The organism is Streptomyces sp. NBC_00354 (assembly GCF_036106915.1).
Taxonomy (GTDB): Bacteria; Actinomycetota; Actinomycetes; order Streptomycetales; family Streptomycetaceae; genus Streptomyces.
This window is the reverse complement of the sequence record NZ_CP107983.1, coordinates 2,367,339-2,380,443: the sequence shown is the minus strand read 5'-3', so window position 1 is coordinate 2,380,443 and position 13,105 is coordinate 2,367,339. Positions and strand designations below refer to the sequence as shown.

At 69.5% G+C, this 13,105-nt stretch carries 10 protein-coding genes; 9 read left to right on the top strand and 1 reads right to left on the bottom strand.

All coding sequences use genetic code 11. The features are described 5' to 3' along the window. Window positions 1-89: 89 nt before the first annotated feature. From OHT74_RS10415 to OHT74_RS10380, 8 genes are all read left to right on the top strand, one after another. Complete coding sequence (locus tag OHT74_RS10415) at window positions 90-497, top strand: hypothetical protein (RefSeq protein ID WP_328623293.1); 408 nt, start codon at window positions 90-92, stop codon at window positions 495-497. Beyond that, window positions 497-1,054, top strand: coding sequence for a hypothetical protein (locus OHT74_RS10410; protein WP_266997382.1), 558 nt, complete (start codon window positions 497-499; stop codon window positions 1,052-1,054). The genes OHT74_RS10415 and OHT74_RS10410 overlap by 1 nt, the downstream gene beginning before the upstream one ends. Then, a complete protein-coding gene (locus OHT74_RS10405; RefSeq protein ID WP_328620111.1) occupies window positions 1,054-5,718 on the top strand; it encodes a putative T7SS-secreted protein in 4,665 nt (1,554 codons plus the stop codon). The genes OHT74_RS10410 and OHT74_RS10405 overlap by 1 nt, the downstream gene beginning before the upstream one ends. A 2-nt stretch (window positions 5,719-5,720) precedes the next feature. Beyond that, entirely contained in the window at window positions 5,721-6,161 is a 441-nt protein-coding gene (locus OHT74_RS10400) for a hypothetical protein (protein ID WP_266662942.1), read from the top strand. A 231-nt stretch (window positions 6,162-6,392) separates the two neighbouring features. After that, a complete protein-coding gene (locus OHT74_RS10395; protein WP_328620110.1) occupies window positions 6,393-7,589 on the top strand; it encodes a cytochrome P450 in 1,197 nt (398 codons plus the stop codon). Between the two features lie 14 nt (window positions 7,590-7,603). Further along, window positions 7,604-7,801 (top strand): ferredoxin, encoded by a 198-nt coding sequence (locus OHT74_RS10390; RefSeq protein ID WP_266662938.1) that lies wholly within the window; start codon window positions 7,604-7,606, stop codon window positions 7,799-7,801. 362 nt (window positions 7,802-8,163) lie between these two features. Further along, window positions 8,164-9,147, top strand: a complete 984-nt coding sequence (locus tag OHT74_RS10385) for a Gfo/Idh/MocA family protein (protein WP_328620109.1) — start codon at window positions 8,164-8,166, stop codon at window positions 9,145-9,147. Further along, window positions 9,144-10,160 carry a Gfo/Idh/MocA family protein gene (locus tag OHT74_RS10380; RefSeq protein WP_328620108.1) on the top strand — a complete coding sequence of 339 codons (1,017 nt, stop codon included), beginning with the start codon at window positions 9,144-9,146 and terminating at the stop codon, window positions 10,158-10,160. Before OHT74_RS10385 ends, OHT74_RS10380 begins: the two co-directional genes overlap by 4 nt. 86 nt (window positions 10,161-10,246) lie before the next feature. Here OHT74_RS10380 and OHT74_RS10375 read toward each other — a convergent pair whose 3' ends face one another. Next, the gene (locus tag OHT74_RS10375; RefSeq protein ID WP_328620107.1) at window positions 10,247-11,497 is read right to left on the bottom strand and encodes an acyltransferase family protein; all 1,251 of its coding nucleotides are present in this window, start codon (window positions 11,495-11,497) and stop codon (window positions 10,247-10,249) included. Between the two features lie 410 nt (window positions 11,498-11,907). Here OHT74_RS10375 and OHT74_RS10370 point away from each other — a divergent pair, with 410 nt between their 5' ends. Then, the gene (locus OHT74_RS10370) at window positions 11,908-13,101 is read left to right on the top strand and encodes a cytochrome P450 (RefSeq protein WP_328620106.1); all 1,194 of its coding nucleotides are present in this window, start codon (window positions 11,908-11,910) and stop codon (window positions 13,099-13,101) included. Window positions 13,102-13,105: the final 4 nt, after the last annotated feature.

The following is a 13,105-nucleotide window of genomic DNA, read 5'->3' as shown; positions in this document are numbered from 1 at the left end:
GCCGGGGTGGAACCGTTTGAACCCTGCGTTCCTCTTAGTAACGTGTGCGAATCGGGGACTGCTGACTGCCATCGGGGACAGGGGACATGATGGGACTGGCTGAGGAGATAGCCGCCATGCGGGGCGGATCTGGGCATTCGGGTCGTTTGCTGGGTGAATTCCGCCGCACTGCGCTGCTCGTGCCGCTGTCCGGGGGCGATGACGGCGGTCTGATGTCCGGGTGGCAGGGCGGTGTCCGCTGGATCTACGCGTTCACGGACGAGGAGGCGCTGGCGCGTTTCGCCGTGCAGCGCGGTGCCGGGGTCCATGAGTGGGACTACCTCTCGATCCTGGGTGCCCGTCTCGTCGACGCGGTGATTCCCACGGTCGACGGTCCGACCGGGGTAGCCGTCGATGTGGCGGATGAGGGCGGTTCGATGCTGTTCCCGCCGGTCGTGGGGATCGTTGCGGACGCGTACGCCGTGGACGCCGGGCCCGACCGTGCGGAAGCCGTCTGATGGCCGGCGACGGGGACCTCGAGGTCTCGCCGGCAGCCGTCAAGAACATCCAGGACGGTCTTCGCAAGGCCATCGCCGAGTTGCGCGAGTCGGGGGATGCGGCCGGTGCCTCCCAGGGCGCCGGTTTCAGTGACTTGTCGATGACGGGGATGGAGGCCGGACACATGGGTCTGTCCACCGACTTCGAGGACTTCTGCGAGCGCTGGGAGTGGGGCGTGCGCAGTCTCGTACAGAACGCCAGCACCCTCGCCGGGAACCTCGGCATCGCGGCGGGCACGGTGTGGGAGGAAGAGCAGTACCTCCAGGGGGCCTTCAAGGTCGTCGCGAACGCCGCGTACGGCAATCCGCACGCGAGCGAGGACGAGATCGAGCAGAAGAGCTGGGACGACATCTGGCGGGCGGACGTCTACAAGCCGGACTACAGCGCGGAGTCCTTCGAGAAGAGCCGGCAGGACATCAAGCAGACCTGGTCGGACACGGGCGACAAGCTGACCTCCAGCGGGAAGATCGGCTCGATCAAGGACCTGCTGGACCAGGCCGACGGGGGCGGTAACTGATGGGCTGGCGGGACTTCGTACCGGACTCGGCGGAGGACTGGGTCGAGGACCGGGCCGAGGACGTCGGCGATGCGATCGAGTGGACCGGCGACAAGGTCGCCGACGTGGCGGAGGAAGTCGGCCTCGACGAGGCGGGTGACTGGGTCCGCGACAAGAGCCGTTCCGCTGCCAACCAGCTCGGCGCGGATGTCTCCGAGCTGGAGCTCGGGCAGACCGAGGACCCGAACAAGCTGGTCTACGGCAGCGTGTCGAAGATCCGCGCCCAGGTCTCGCACCTGAACGACTTCAAAGCCTCCTTCACCATGGTCGGCAACGGTCTGAAGGGTCTGGAGGGCGATGGCCTGAAGGGCGCGTCGGCGAACGCGTTCCGGGAGGCGATAGCCAAGGAGCCGCCGCGCTGGTTCGAGGCGGCGGAGGCCTTCGGCAAGGCCGCGGACGCGATGGGCCGCTTCGCGGAGACCGTCGAGTGGGCGCAGGGCCAGGCCAAGGAGGCCCTGGAGGAGTACAACAAGGCCAAGAAGGCCTCGCAGGACGCGCGCACCGCCTACAACAAGTCGATCACCGACTACAAGGCCGCGGTGAAGGCGGAGAAGGACACGCTGCCGCCGCGGCCGGCCGACGACTTCACCGACCCCGCCGATCCGCTGTTCAAGGCGGCCGACGACAAGCTCCAGACCGCGCGCACCCAGCGCAACGAGGTCGCGGAGACGGCCCGTACGGCGGTCCGCGCGGCCCGCGACGCCGCCCCGCCCAAGCCCTCGTACGCCGAGCAGCTCAAAGACGGCATGGACTACCTCGAGCTCGCCGAGACCCACCTCGCCGGCGGCGTGGTCAAGGGCACGGCGGGCCTGGTCAACTTCGTCCGCGCGGTCAACCCGATGGACCCCTACAACCTGACCCACCCCGCCGAGTACCTGACCAGCCTCAATTCGACGGTCGCAGGCCTGGCCGTGGCGGTCAACGACCCCATGGGCGCGGGCAAGCAGATGCTCGACGAGTTCATGAAGGACCCCAGCGAGGGCATCGGCAAGCTCCTCCCCGAACTCGTCGGCACCAAGGGCCTCGGCGCCCTGAAGAAGACGGCGTCGATCGCCAAGCACGCTGACGACCTCCCGGGCCCCGGTCGCAGGCACCTCGACAAGGACGGCCCGGACGGACCCTCCCGCGACTCGTCCAAGGACAAGGTGTGCGAGGAGGACCCGGTCGACGTCGCGACCGGCCGCATGATCCTCACCCAGACCGACGTGGCCCTGCCCGGCACCCTGCCGCTCCTCTTCGAGCGGACCTTCGAGTCCTCCTACCGCGCGGGCCGGTGGTTCGGCCCGGCCTGGGCCAGCACCATCGACCAGCGGCTGGAGATCGACGCCGAGGGCATCGTCTTTCTGCGGGAGGACTCCAGCGTCCTGGCCTACCCGCACCCGGCGCCCGGCGTCCCCGTCCAGCCCACGCACGGCCACCGCTGGCCGCTCTCCCGGGACGCCGACGGGCGCGGTTACCGCATCACCGACCCCCGCACCGGCCGTGTGTGGCACTTCGCCGTCCACAGCGACGAGCTGGCCCTCCTGGTGCAGATCGACGACCGCAACGGCAACCACGTCTCCTTCGTCCACGACGAGGCCGGCACCCCTCAGGAGGTGGTCCACAGCGGTGGCTACCATCTGAAACTGACCACCGCCGAGGGCAGGATCTCCCGGCTCGCCCTGGCGGACGGGACCGAGATCCTGCGCTACGGCTACGCCGACGGCCACCTCAGCGAGGTCACCAACTCCTGCGGCCGCCCCTTCCGGTTCGGCTACGACGACCACGGCCGGATCATCTCCTGGACCGACACCAACGACCGCCACTTCGACTACGCCTACGACGACCGCGACCGCTGCGTCGCCCAGTCCGGCACCAACGGGCACCTCAACGCCCGGTTCGAGTACGGCGACAGCGTCACCACCGTCGTGAACGCCCTCGGACACCGACGCCGGTACCAGGTCAACGAGCGGGCCCAGATCGTCGCCGAGTTCGACGCCACCGGCTCCGCCACCCGCTTCGCCTACGACCGGTTCAACCGACTGGTCTCCCGGACGGATCCGCTCGGCCGCACCAGCCGCATGGCGTACGACGAGGACGGCCGGCTGGTCTCCTTGATCCGGCCGGACGGCCGCGAGGCGACCGCCCGGTACGGCGATCAGGGCGGCCCGACCCACCTCACCCGCCACGACGGCACGACGGTCCGGCGCACCTACGACGAGCGCGGCAACATCACCTCCGCGACGGACAGCGCCCGCAGCGCGACCACCTTCACCTACGACGAGCGCGGCAACCTGGCTTCGCTGACCGACGCCCTCGGCCGCACCACCTCCATCCGCTGCGACCGCTCCGGACTGCCGCTGGAGATCACCGACCCGCTGGGAGCCGTGACCCGCTACCGACGCGACGCCTTCGGACGCCCCGTCTCCGTCACGGACCCGCTCGGCAACACCGCCCGCCTGGCCTGGAGTACCGAGGGCCGCCTGCTGCGCCGTACCGAACCGGACGGCACCGAGCAGTCCTGGGAGTACGACGGCGAGGGCAACTGCGTCCGCCACACCGATGCCCTGGGCGGGGTCACGTCCTACGAGTACGGCGACTTCGACCTCCTGGTGGCACGCACCGGGCCCGACGGGGTGCGCCACGCCTTCGAACACGACGCCGACCTCCAGCTCACCCGGGTCACCAATCCCCAGGGCCTGCACTGGTCGTACACCTACGACCCGGCGGGCCGGCTGATCGCCGAGACCGACTTCGACGGCCGGACCGTGGCGTACGCCTACGACGCGGCGGGTGTGCTGCTGAGCCGGACCAACGCCCTCGGGCAGGCCGTCTACCACCGCAACGAGCTCGGGCAGATCGTCCGCAGGGAGTGCGAGGGGGCGGTCACCACCCTGGAGTACGACGTGTTCGGGAAGCTCGCCCATGCGGCGGGGCCGCACGGCACGCTGACCCGGCTGCGCGACAGCGCCGGCCGGCTGCGCTCGGAGACGGTCGACGGGCGCACGCTGACGTACGCCTACGACGAGCTGGGCCGCCGTACCGGGCGCACCACCCCGGCGGGATCCGTGAGTTCCTGGAACTTCGACGAGGCCGGCCACTGCCGCGAGATGACAGCCTCGGGTCGCACGATCACCTTCGAGTACGACACGGCAGGCCGCGAGCTCGTGCGGCGGATCGGTGACCAGCTCAACCTCTCCAGCACCTGGGATGACCGGGGCCGGTTGGCGGACCAGACCGTCACCGGTCACGACGGCAGGCTGATCCAGCGCCGCGGGTACTCCTACCGCCCCGACGGATCCCTCACCGGGATCGACGACGTGCACGCCGGCCCACGGCGGTTCGAGCTGGACCCGGCCGGACGGGTCACCGCCGTGCGGGCCGCGCAGTGGACCGAGCGCTACGCGTACGACGAGGCGGGCAACCAGACCTCGGCGTCCTGGCCCGAGTCCCACCCGGGCGGCGAGTCCGCCACCGGGGTCCGCTCCTACGAGGGGACGCGGCTGACCCGGGCGGGCCGGGTCACCTATGAGTACGACGCGCTGGGACGCGTCGTCCTGCGTCAGCAGCCCCGGCTCTCGCGCAAGCCCGACACCTGGCGTTACGAGTGGGACGTCCAGGACCGGCTGGTCGCCGTGCGGACGCCGGACGGAACCCGTTGGCGCTACCGGTACGACGAACTGGGCCGGCGCACGGCCAAGCAGCGGCTGACAGAGGCCGGCGAGGTCGCCGAGGAGGTGCTGTTCACCTGGGACGGCTCGACCCTGTGCGAGCAGACGACGCGCACGGCCGGCTCGGCCCGGGAAGTGACCCTCACCTGGGAGCACCGCGGCCTGCATCCGCTGGCGCAGACCGAACGCATCCGCACGGCCGACCAGGGCGAGGTCGACCAGCGGTTCTTCGCGATCGTCACGGATCTGGTCGGCACCCCGACGGAACTGGTCGACGAGCGGGGCACCGTCGCCTGGCGCACCCGCTCCACCCTCTGGGGCAGCACCACCTGGAACCGGGACGCGACGGCCTACACCCCGCTGCGGTTCCCGGGTCAGTACTTCGACCCGGAATCGGGTCTGCACTACAACGTCTTCCGCCACTACGACCCGCTGACGGCCCGCTACCTCAGCCCCGACCCGCTGGGACTGGCCCCCGCGCCGAACCCTTCGACGTACGTCGTCAACCCGCACACCTGGGCCGACCCGCTGGGACTGGCCCCGGACGGCTGCCCGCCCAAGGGCGAGAAGAGCAACCCGTTCAAGACCAGGGAGGAGGCCCGGCAGGCCGCGCACAAGCTGGCCGGGGTGGACCCCGAGGTGGACGACCTGTGGGCCACCTGGAAGGTCACCGACGACATCAGCCTCAAGCACGTCGAGGGCTACACCTACTCCGACAATGCCTCCCACCTGGGTACGTTCTGGCAGTACGAGCTGAAAAACGGCGGGGGTTCCCGCGTCGTCGTGGAGCACACCCACGACCCGGCGGGCCCGCACTTCCATGCGGGCATGCCGAAGGCCATGGGTGAGCGGCCCGACGGGGGTCAGTTCGTCAACTTCGGTTGGGACAACAGTAATTACAAGGAGATGGAACGCTACGCCAAGATCAACAAAGAAGGCGGCGACCATCACCTGTTCTACGAGAACGGCGGCTGAGGATGACAGACGAACAGAGCGGGAACGCGCCGGCGCCGCAGTTGGCGAAGGCCGGGCTGGAGGTCGTGGCCCAGGGCGTCGCCGAGGGGCTGCCTTCGTACGCGCGGGCCTTCAAGGCCGTCGTCAACGTCGAGGTGGCCCCGCAGGCCACCGTGGCGCGCACGGATCCGGGGGCGCTGCAGGAGGCCGACAGGCTGTGGCTGGAGCACGCGCGGGCCGCTGCCGTCATCGACGACGAGGGCTGCTTCCTGGTCCGGGGGGCCGATCGCGACTGGGTCCGGGTGCGCCGCACCGCGCACACCGCGCTCTCCGCCGCCCTCGTGCCCGGGGCCGGCTCCATGGTCATCGCGATGTCCCCGGACGGCCGACGGCTGTGCGCCCTTACCGAGGAGGACGACGACTACTGGATCGTCGTGCACCATTTCGACGACCGTCCCATGTGACCCGGGGCGAGACGGCGCGGTACCGGCGGCAGTGCCCCCGCTCTGTGGAGCCTGCCGCCGTTCTTCGCCTTCGCCTTCGGTTACCACGGCCGGCGTCACGCCAGGCCGATCCGTGCCGCGGCAGGGAGGCTTCAGGCCAGCTCCAACCTCACTCGAACTTCACGTCGTTCCGTAGACGCCTGTCATCTAATGAATATCTGCAAGATGCACCCTTCATTTACGAGGTCTTCGATGACGGACACGAACGCACCCCTCGCCTTCCCTCAGGACCGGACCTGCCCCTACCGGCCTCCTGCCGCCTACGACTCGCTGCGTACGACCCGGCCGCTGTCGCGGATCACCCTTTTCGACGGCCGTGAGGTCTGGGCGGTCACCGGGCACGCGGTCGCCCGCGAACTGCTGGCCGACCAGCGCCTGTCGTCCGACCCCAGCCGCCCCGGCTTCCCCTTCCTCACGCCGTACTTCGTCGACATGGGCGACCGCAAGTTCCCGCTGTTCGGCGTCGACGACCCCGAGCACCGGACCCAACGGCGCGCCATCATCGGTGAGTTCACGCTCCCGCGAGCCGTCGCGCTGCGCCCGCGGATCCAGGAGATCGTGGACGAGCGGATCGACGCGATGATCGCGCAGGGGTCGACCGCGGAACTGGTGAGCGCATTCGCGCTGCCCGTGCCCTCCATGGTGATGTGCGCCGTGCTCGGAGTGCCCTACGCCGACCACGACTTCTTCGAGACGCAGTCGCTGCGGCTGGTGCGCGGCCCTGAGGCCACCGATGTGATGGACGCCCTCAACCAGCTCGAGGCGTACTTCGGCGAGTTGATCGACCGCAAGCGCAAGGAACCCGGCACCGGCCTGCTCGACGACCTCGTGCAGCGCCAGGAGGCGGAGGGCTCCTTCGACCGCGAGGGCCTGATCGCTCTTGCGCACGTCCTGCTGGGCGCCGGCCACGACACGGTCGCCAACATGATCTCGCTCGGTGTCTACACGCTGCTCCAACACCCCGAGCAGCTGGCCGAGTTGCGAGGCGACTCCACGCTGCTGCCCGCCGCGGTGGAGGAGCTGGTGCGAGTGCTGTCGATCGCGGACACGGTGCTGCGCGTGGCGGTCGAGGACATCGACGTGGCCGGGACCACGATCCGGGCAGGCGACGGCGTGGTCTTCGCAGCCTCCGTGGTCAACCGCGACGAGAGCGCCTACCCCGAACCGGACAACCTCGACTGGCACCGTCCGTCCCGCCACCACATCGGCTTCGGCTTCGGCATCCACCAGTGTCTCGGCCAGAACCTTGCCCGCGCCCAGCTGGAGATCGCTCTGGGCACCCTCATCGACCGCCTGCCCGCGCTGCGCCTGGCCGCTCCGGCCGACGAGATCCCCTTCAAGCTGGGTCAGACCGTCCAGGGGATGGTGGAACTCCCCGTGACCTGGTGAGAGGGGCGACGGACATGCATATCGACATCGAGAAGGACGTCTGCATCGGCGCGGGCCAGTGCGCCCTGGTCGCTCCGGACGTGTTCACCCAGGACGACGACGGATTCAGCACCCTCCTGCCGGGCCGCGACGGCGGTCACAGCGCACTGGTGCGGGAGGCGGCCCGGGCCTGCCCCGTTCGCGCCATCACCGTGTCGGAGACGGTGAGCTGACCCCGGCGGGTCCGGGAGGACGACGCCGAGCCGGCGGCAGCGGCTCCGGCTCGGCGATCACCTCGTACGCGGGGACGACACCTGCTGAGACTACCCACGTTGGTGATGCCCCCGACGATCGGTTCGGGCGAGACTGATCAGACCTCAGACGCGCAGGGCGGCGGAAGCCGGGCCAGGAGTGACTCTTCCGCCGGCCGTCCGCATCGGCACTCCATCCGAAGGACCTCGCTTCGCGGTCGGAAGCCCGTCTTCGAGGAGACATGCCAGGAGGCGTACGAGCCGGCCCGAGTCCGGCCGGAGAGCACCGCTCCCTTGGTCGCGCCCGCCTGTGAGGACAACACGGAAGAAGGGCTGGGGATGCCGTGCAACAGCTTGAGGTAGCGCTGATCGGCGCAGGACTGATAGCACGTATACATCTGGACGCGTGGGTCGATGCCGGGGCGTCCGTTCGCATCTATTCCACGGACGACCGGGCCGCGGACCTGGCCCGCGAATTCGGCGTCAAGGCCGTCGGATCCCTGGCCGAGGCGCTGGACGGTGCGGATGCCGTGGACATCTGTGCCCCGACGGGCAGTCACCACGCCATAGCCATGGCCGCCATTGCCGCGGGTGTGGACGTGGTGTGCGAGAAGCCGTTGGCGGCCAGCACTGCAGAGGCCGAGGAGATCGTCGACGCGGCGGAGCAGGCCGGCGTGCGGCTCTACCCTGCCCACGACATACGTTTCGTTTCGGCGTACTCCCGGCTGCACGACCTGGTGGCAGCCGGCCGCGTGGGCGCCGGCGCGGTCGCCCGGTTCACCGTGGCCGCCTACCACCCGCGGCCCTGGACCGGCCACGCGTCCGCGCAGTCGGGCGGGATCCTGACCGATCAGATGATGCACGGAGTCGACATCGCCTATTGGATCTTCGGGGACGTCGTGCGGGTGCACGCCCAGTACCAGGGCGAGATCGCCGCACCGGCACCCCAGGGGGCCGTCGCGGTCGGAACCGTCGTCCTCACCCACGCCAGTGGCGCGCTCAGCCAGATCGTGAGCCGGTGGACCGCGACGCCGCAGCCACCCGTTCGCGTCACGTACCACGTCTCGGGTACGGGCGGGACGGTGCAGTACGACTCCGAGTGGCCTCAGGAGATCCAGGGATACGGCGCCAAGGCGGGGAACTTCGCGCACTTCGGCGAGACGCCGTTCTCCTCCGAGATCCGCGAGTTCGCTCAGGCATTCATGGGCGGTCCCGAGCCGCGTCTGGGACCTCGGGACGCGCTGGCCGCCGTCCGCATCACCCAGGCGGCGGCCGAGTCCGCATGGACAGGCCGTGCCGTGGAACTGCCCGTGAAGGGGGCCGCATGAAGGTCGCTGTGTTGTCGTTCGCCCACGAGCGCGCCGCCACGTACGCCCGGCTGTTGCACGGCATGCCCGGCGTCGACGTGATCATCGCAGACCCTGACGGCTCGCCGGATGATCCGGCTCGCGGTGAGGCCGTGGCCCGGCAGCTCGACGCAACGTACGCCGGCAGCTGGGACGAGGTCTTCGCGCTGCGCCCCGAGGCCGTGGTGGTGACGAGCGAGACCGCCCGCCGTCGGGAACTGGTCGAGCGGGCGGCCGGGATCGGGGCACACGTGCTGTGCGAGCAGCCGATGGCGACCGACGAAGCGGATGCCCGGGCCATGGTGCGCGCCTGCGAGGACGCGGGTGTACGGCTGACTCTCGCCTCCCCGGTGTGCTTCAGTCCGGCGTTCGACGCCGTGCGCAAGGAGCTCGCCGACGGTGACGCCATCGGTCGGCTGACGACCCTTCACGGTGTGTACAACAGCCCGGGGCCGACCCTGTCGCACCCCGAACGGGCGCCCCGGGAACCGGCCGAGGGCGGAGCGCTGGCTGCCAACGCGGCCTTCCTGCTCGACATGGTGGACGCGGTGCTCGGCGGAGAGCCTGCGGAGCAGGTGTACGCGCAGACGAACAGCGTCCTCGGCGCGGAGCCGGGCGTCGAGAGCGCGGCACTCGTCACCGTTCGCTATCCGAGCGGGACGGTCGCGGCCATCGACTGCAGTTGGAGCGTGTCGGCGGACCAGGCGGCAACAGACGGACCCAGGATGACCTTCATCGGCGACCAGGGGAGCCTGGAGTTCAACGCCCGCCCGCGGCTGCTCGGCGGATTCGACTCCGCCGCCGGCGGTGAACGGTGGGAACCCGGCGGGTCCGACGCGGACGCGGCCATGCTCGGCGCGTTCATCGCCGCCGTCGGCACGGGACGGGGAGCCGGTCCGGACGGCGCAGCAGGGGTGCGTACGCTGCGGATCGTCCAAGCGGCCTACGCATCGGCGCACAGCGGCCAACCCGTCGATCCGGCCGTTCGGCCCTGACGGAAACCCGCCGCCGCCTCGGGAAGCGGACCAGCCAGGGGCTGGCGCCTTCCCGAGGCGGCGGCGGGCTGTGTGTCCGGGGTCTTTCAGCCGGCTTCGCGGACCAGCACGGAATCCGAGACCAAGGGCCTGCTCTGCGTCGTCTTTCCGCGCGCGTCCTGCGAGGCCTGCTGTTCGCCGGACTGCTTCTCCTTCTTGCTGCGGCTCCAGCGGCGCATCACCGGCTGCTCCACCAGGCTGTACAGCAGCCAGGCGGCCAGCAGGTTCGCGAGGAACAGGGCGATCTCCAGCCCGACGGCGGGGATGAAGTCGAAGGTGCGGCCTCCCAGCAACTTGGAGCGGCCGTAGAAGATCACCACGCCCTGAAGGATGTAGAAGGCGAAGGAGATCTCGCCCAGCCGCACCATGGTCGGGCTGGTGAGCCAGCCGCCCTTGCCCCGCAGGTCCGACGAGGCCCCGGCGCAGATGATCATGCCGACCGGGATGATCGTGCAAGCGCTGAAGAAGTACGGGGCCGGGACGTGGTTGGCGAGCCAGTAGCCGCCTGCGAAGAGGAGCGCCGAGGGCAGCAGGCCGATGCGCGGCCAGAGGTTCGCGGCGACGATGCGGGCCAGGATCATGCCCAGCACGAACTCGAAGAGGCGCGGCGGGGGGAACGAGTAGGAGAACCAGAACTGGTTGAGCGACAGCTCGTAGCCGAGGTCGAGGCCGCCCCGGACGTACTTCGTCGCCGCGGCCACGGCCATCACACCGGCGACCATGCCGGAGGCCCACAGCCACAGCCTCCGCTCGGCGATCTTCCGCACCGGAATGATGAGCAGCGGGAACAGTGCGTAGAACAGCAGCTCGGAACAGAGCGACCAGGCCACGGGGTTGAGGCTCCCGAAGACCTCCGGCTGCGGTGTGAACGTGTGCACCATGAAGAGGTTCGGCAGCCAGGCGTGCATCGGGGTGGCCGCGGTGAACAGCACCATCGCCAGCACCCAGGTCACGATGTGGTTCGGGTAGATCTTCAGCGCGCGACGCCGCCAGAAGCTCGTGATCCGGTCTCCCGGCGTGGCCGACCACGTCAGGACGAAGCCGCTGAGCACGAAGAAGAACGAAACGCCGATGGCGCCGGCCTTCTCGCAGAAGTCGGCCACCGCCTTCGCGACGCCCTGATCGGCGAAGAAGTTCACCGGCTCCGTGAAGCTCAGGACGTTGTGGAGCATCGTGCTGTGGGTGAGGAACACGAGCATGGCGGCCACGAACCTGAGGCCGGTGAGCGAGGGCAGCGGGGCCCGGCGTTGCGGTGAACTGCTGATGGTCGATGCGGCGGCTGGGTCTGCCGTGAGCATGGCTGTCCTTTCGATCGGAGATGCGGCCTGCTGGGCGGCCGACCCGCGGTGAACCGGTGCATGGGCACTCGACGGCCGATGACACGTCGGCTTTCGTACTCCAGCTCTCGGAGCGGAAGTTAGTCAGCCGAACCTGGGCCCTGGTAGCACGGCGCTCGAGGCCGGGTCGGCATGCGCTGCATTTCCGGGGTGACTGCTCGCGTGCGGCAGGCCTTTCGGAGGAGTATTCGAGCCGCAGGTGAAGCCCCGCCGAGTTGCCGCCCGGGCCCTACCAGGCTGAGGGATGTCGTGCCGTCAGGGCTCGTCTACTGTGAAGTGAGAGATCTAAGAATGCTTTCCGGCGACGATTCGCGGACCGCCTTGGCGCGCGGTTCCCCGAATTGGACATTATCTCGAGTGAGAAGGATTTCATGAGCGACGCAATTTCCTTCGAGGAGCATTGGGCGCGGACCCATCAGTTCGACCCTCCTGCGATATTTGATTCGCTGCGTGAAGAGCGCCCGCTCGCGAGAATGGTCTACCCCGACGGTCACGTCGGCTGGATCGCCACCAGCCACGAGCTGGCGCGCAAGGTCCTCAGCGACCCGCGGTTCAGCCACAGCATGGAGTTCTGTCACTTCCCGACGACGCACTGGGGAGAGCTGACGCCGAACTCTCCCGAGATCCCCGGGATGTTCATCTACATGGACCCGCCCGACCACACCCGGTACCGGCGGCTGCTGACGGGTGAGTTCACCGGCCGTCGGGCGAGCCAGATGACGTCGCGCGTCGAGGCCATGGTCGCCGATCAGATCGCCGCGATGCGCGAGCGCGGGACGGCTGCGGACGTGGTGGAGGACTTCGCCGATCCGCTGGCCCTGCGGGTGTTGTCCGAGGTGATCGGCCTGCCCTACGACGAACGTGACCGCTACGCGAATGCGCCGACCGTCATGCACGACCCGGACTCCAAGATGGAGGACGTCGGGCCCGTCTACGAGCAGGCGCTCACCTTCTTCGCCGAGCTCATCGAGCGGAAGCGGAAGCAGCCCGAGGACGACATCCTCAGCCGGCTCGTCGCCGACGGCGGGCTGACCGACGAAGAACTGTGCAACATGGTCGCCCTGCTGCTGTTCGCGGGCTTCGGGACCACGGCGCCCGCGCTGGCCGTCAGCGTCTTCGCGCTGCTGCACCACGAGGACCAGCTGGCGGCGCTCCGCGCGGACCCGGCGAAACTCGACGGCGCGGTGGAGGAGCTCCTGCGCTACCTCACCATCAACCAGTACGAGATCTTCCGCACGGCGCTGGAGGATGTCGAACTGGGCGGTGAAGTGGTCCAGAAGGGGGATACCGTCACGGTGTCCCTGCCCGCCGCCAACCGTGACCCGGCCAAATTCGGATGCCCCGCGCAGCTCGACATCGAGCGCGACACCGCAGGCCACATGTCGTTCGGCTACGGCGTCCACCAGTGCCTGGGGCAAAATCTCGCACGCGTCGTACTGCGAGTCGGCCTTTCCGCTCTCCTCCGGGAATTCCCCGACCTCCGGCTGGCCGTCGATTTCGACGAGGTGCCGCTTCGGCTCAAAGGTTCCGTCTTCGCGTTGAAGAGCCTGCCTGTCTCCTGGTAGCTCT

What these genes read in the sequence shown, in the direction of transcription:
- OHT74_RS10415 (WP_328623293.1), top strand. Translation starts at nt 90, where the DNA reads ATGGGACTGGCTGAGGAGATAGCCGCCATGCGGGGCGGATCTGGGCAT.
- OHT74_RS10410 (WP_266997382.1), top strand. Translation starts at nt 497, where the DNA reads ATGGCCGGCGACGGGGACCTCGAGGTCTCGCCGGCAGCCGTCAAGAAC.
- OHT74_RS10405 (WP_328620111.1), top strand. Translation starts at nt 1,054, where the DNA reads ATGGGCTGGCGGGACTTCGTACCGGACTCGGCGGAGGACTGGGTCGAG.
- OHT74_RS10400 (WP_266662942.1), top strand. Translation starts at nt 5,721, where the DNA reads ATGACAGACGAACAGAGCGGGAACGCGCCGGCGCCGCAGTTGGCGAAG.
- OHT74_RS10395 (WP_328620110.1), top strand. Translation starts at nt 6,393, where the DNA reads ATGACGGACACGAACGCACCCCTCGCCTTCCCTCAGGACCGGACCTGC.
- OHT74_RS10390 (WP_266662938.1), top strand. Translation starts at nt 7,604, where the DNA reads ATGCATATCGACATCGAGAAGGACGTCTGCATCGGCGCGGGCCAGTGC.
- OHT74_RS10380 (WP_328620108.1), top strand. Translation starts at nt 9,144, where the DNA reads ATGAAGGTCGCTGTGTTGTCGTTCGCCCACGAGCGCGCCGCCACGTAC.
- OHT74_RS10375 (WP_328620107.1), bottom strand. Translation starts at nt 11,497, where the DNA reads ATGCTCACGGCAGACCCAGCCGCCGCATCGACCATCAGCAGTTCACCG.
- OHT74_RS10370 (WP_328620106.1), top strand. Translation starts at nt 11,908, where the DNA reads ATGAGCGACGCAATTTCCTTCGAGGAGCATTGGGCGCGGACCCATCAG.